We start from the raw sequence: 3,040 nt of genomic DNA on the forward strand, positions 1-3,040 counted from the left end.
TGGTAGATTTTCAGGAGAATGGTGTTCGTGAACCAATTTCCATTCACCCTTTATTTTAACAAATAACAACGTAATTAGGTTATTGACTTTATAACCTACTGGTCCGTCTTTAATATCCACTACAAAATCTGAGATAAAGGTTACATTAGCTACATTCTCATGATATACAACAATATTCACAGTATTAGCTTTAGCTGCAAATTGAGTAACTGTGTTATTACCAAAAAATGCACGTTCATTAGCTTCATTGTCCTCACTATTGAAAGAATGTCCAGTAGCATCATCGTAGTTGAATTCAGTAAACTTTGGGCCATAGGCATGAAAAGAGATAAGTTCATCCATATTGTCAGGTCCTGTTCCGGAATTTGCCATTATACTTGCTCCAATGGCACCAAAAGTTGCTAAGACCTCTTGCTGTGCTGTTGAACTTAGGTCAGCAGGTTCAGAAGGATAGGATCCAGTTTCACTCCCTGTTGATGCTAAAAAATCTTTAGGAGAATGATGTTCGTGCACCAATTTCCATTCACCATCTGTTTTAACAAATAATAAAGTAATTAGATTATTGACAATATTTAACTCTCCACCAATCATCAGTTCAAAATCTGAGATAAAGGTTAAATTAGCTACATTCCCAAAATATACGGCAATTTTCAAAGTTTCAGGGAGAGCAGCGAATTTCAGTACTCCTCCTGGGGCTACCATGGTACCAAAAAGGGTACGTTCATTAGCTTCATTTTCCGCAGCAGTGTAAGAATGTCCCACACCATTAAAATCGTAGTTGAATTCGGTAAACGTGTATCCGACATAATCATGAAACCCGATAAGTTGGTTCATAAATTCGGTATCAGCCCCAAGTCCTGCTCCGAGTGTAATATTTTTTGCAATGGCTCCAAAAGTTGCTAAGACCTCTGCTTCTTCTTTTGGATATGCCCGGTGAATTTCAGATGAACCGTGGGATTCAGATGCGCTCTTGGATAAAGATGAGCTTATAGAAGCCAATTCTAATCCTTCAACACTGTAATCATTATTTAAACACCCATATAAAAGAAATAGGGATGTAATCATCACTGCTAATACTTGTTTTGTTTTCATTGTTTTCATTGTTTTCATTGTTTTCATAAATTACGCTTGAATAAGTCAAAATCTGATAATAATGGTCTCAAATATTTACTCAAAAAAATCGGGGACAGTTTAATAAATAACCTAATTAAAAATAACCAATACCTCCCTCTATAGCAACAATAACACCAACTGTGATAACGAGAATACCAATAAATGATGGTGTCCCAACTACTAATGTAGCAACCGTGTCCAATATCTTAACGGTCTTTAGGTTCTGCTGTTTCAAGGGTTTCTGTCAATCCATCCTGCCCCTTTCTAACTCCAAATATTCATCATTAACAGCAATGACATATTTGTATTTTTGAGTTTCGTTGTCTAATGTCACAACTTTGACTTTCTTTTGGACTTTGACTCCTTGCATAGTTGCCACTTCTTCCAAGGATATGTTTTACTTTTTATAAATAGTACATCCTTGTAGTAAAATTGTAAAGGCTAATAAAAAAGAAATGGGCTTCAGGTATTTTTTTAATTTTTTTTATAAAACCATTTATGGTTAAACTCAGAATGTGAGTTATGTATCTAAAAAAAATTTAGTTCTGGAATATAATTATTTAAAAATCAATAAACTATGATAAATGCTTCCTTATTAATGGCGATAATTAATTACATTTAAGGTTTTTCATTTTTTCAAATGAAACTTCTGTGTTTAAATTCATAAAGAATCGATAACCTTATACGAGTTTAACAGATTAGAACTAAACGAACGTATGGAAGTCGTAAACCAATACGACACTTTTTTAGACAACTACATTACGAAAGATGTAGGCATTAACTGTTATGTAATAGATAAGTTCTTTGTGGAGGTTGTTTATGATGCAGAGCATAATGTTATTAGAGAAGTAAGGAGTTTTAAATATGGGCATAGTCTGGATAAGTAAACTCAACTAACCACATAAAAACACCCTAATAGGTCAACATAAATAGCTTAAATTGGACCACAGAGTCTGATTAAAGACCCCATACCCCCGAAATAGCCAGACACGAAATAGGCTTATATTGACTCGCACTAATTTTTTAGGGAATGTAGAAAAAAAATGATTTTTAGTGTTTTGTCAATAATATAAGTTTCTAAACTGATATTTCTCATTTACAATCCGAACAACAATTTATATTTTCTCTAACGATTTTTTAATTTAAATTTTATATGTTATGAAAACACAAATTTTATTGAGTTTATTTATTGCTACTATGGTTTTTAGTTGTAGTAATGATAAACTTTCAGATGAAAGTAGTTTAGAGGAAAATATTAATTTACAAGAAAAGGCTCTCTTAACTCCTTTAACAAAGGATATTTTTACCAAATATAATAACGCATTCTCCAAATCTTCAAATGCGAAAGCTGTCACTAGAACAATTAAAATTCATAGATCAGCTGGATTTTTTGATTTTGTATTTCCATCCACAGAATGTGCTCCATTGATTCAAGTATTAATTATTGGTAAAGGCAATGCCACTTTTTTAGGGAACTTTGATGTTTTAAATAAATATTGTTTTGATGGCGAACAACCTGTTGGTCCTATTTATGGTTTCTTAACTGCGGCGAATGGTGACGAAATATTTACACAAATGATTGGTGCTATCGAAGTTCCTGCTCCAGAAATATCTTTTTTTGATTATGTTATCCTTGGAGGCACTGGAAGATTTGAAGGAGCAAATGGTACAATTCAAATGTATGGAACTATCGACAGAGTTAATTTTGTATTTAACCTAGAGGGTGAAGGTGAAATTACTTTCTAAATAATGTTGATTAATTGATTCCAAATATGATTATACCACCAATAGGTTCTGTCTCATCTATTAAAATTAAAAAATATAATCTTTTAAATTAGGTGATTAAGCAGCCAATGATAAGAATGACTTAAACACTGATTTTCTATTTGAAATCAACTGTTCTTTCTTAATCATATGTACTATTTCT

General features: G+C 32.4%; 4 protein-coding genes. 2 read left to right on the forward strand and 2 right to left on the reverse strand.

Annotated features, from left to right (window positions below; all coding sequences use genetic code 11):
• Both AC15TD_RS07420 and AC15TD_RS07425 read right to left on the reverse strand, forming a co-directional pair.
• A partial coding sequence (locus tag AC15TD_RS07420; RefSeq protein WP_484451503.1) for a nuclear transport factor 2 family protein occupies positions 1 to 1,092 on the reverse strand: 1,092 nt, incomplete at its 3' end.
• A 115-nt stretch (positions 1,093 to 1,207) separates the two neighbouring features.
• Complete coding sequence (locus tag AC15TD_RS07425) at positions 1,208 to 1,348, reverse strand: hypothetical protein (RefSeq protein WP_484451504.1); 141 nt, start codon at positions 1,346 to 1,348, stop codon at positions 1,208 to 1,210.
• Positions 1,349 to 1,829: 481 nt separating this feature from the next.
• Between AC15TD_RS07425 and AC15TD_RS07430 the strand changes: the two genes are divergently transcribed.
• Together AC15TD_RS07430 and AC15TD_RS07435 are read left to right on the forward strand one after the other, a co-directional pair.
• Positions 1,830 to 2,000 (forward strand): hypothetical protein, encoded by a 171-nt coding sequence (locus AC15TD_RS07430; protein ID WP_484451505.1) that lies wholly within the window; start codon positions 1,830 to 1,832, stop codon positions 1,998 to 2,000.
• A gap of 271 nt (positions 2,001 to 2,271) precedes the next feature.
• Positions 2,272 to 2,859, forward strand: coding sequence for a hypothetical protein (locus AC15TD_RS07435; RefSeq protein WP_484451506.1), 588 nt, complete (start codon positions 2,272 to 2,274; stop codon positions 2,857 to 2,859).
• The last annotated feature ends 181 nt before the right edge of the window (positions 2,860 to 3,040 follow it).

Source organism: Yeosuana sp. (genome assembly GCF_057126245.1).

Excerpts from the sequence above, each read along its gene's own strand:
- AC15TD_RS07435 (WP_484451506.1), top strand. The coding sequence starts at position 2,272 with ATGAAAACACAAATTTTATTGAGTTTATTTATTGCTACTATGGTTTTT.
- AC15TD_RS07430 (WP_484451505.1), top strand. The coding sequence starts at position 1,830 with ATGGAAGTCGTAAACCAATACGACACTTTTTTAGACAACTACATTACG.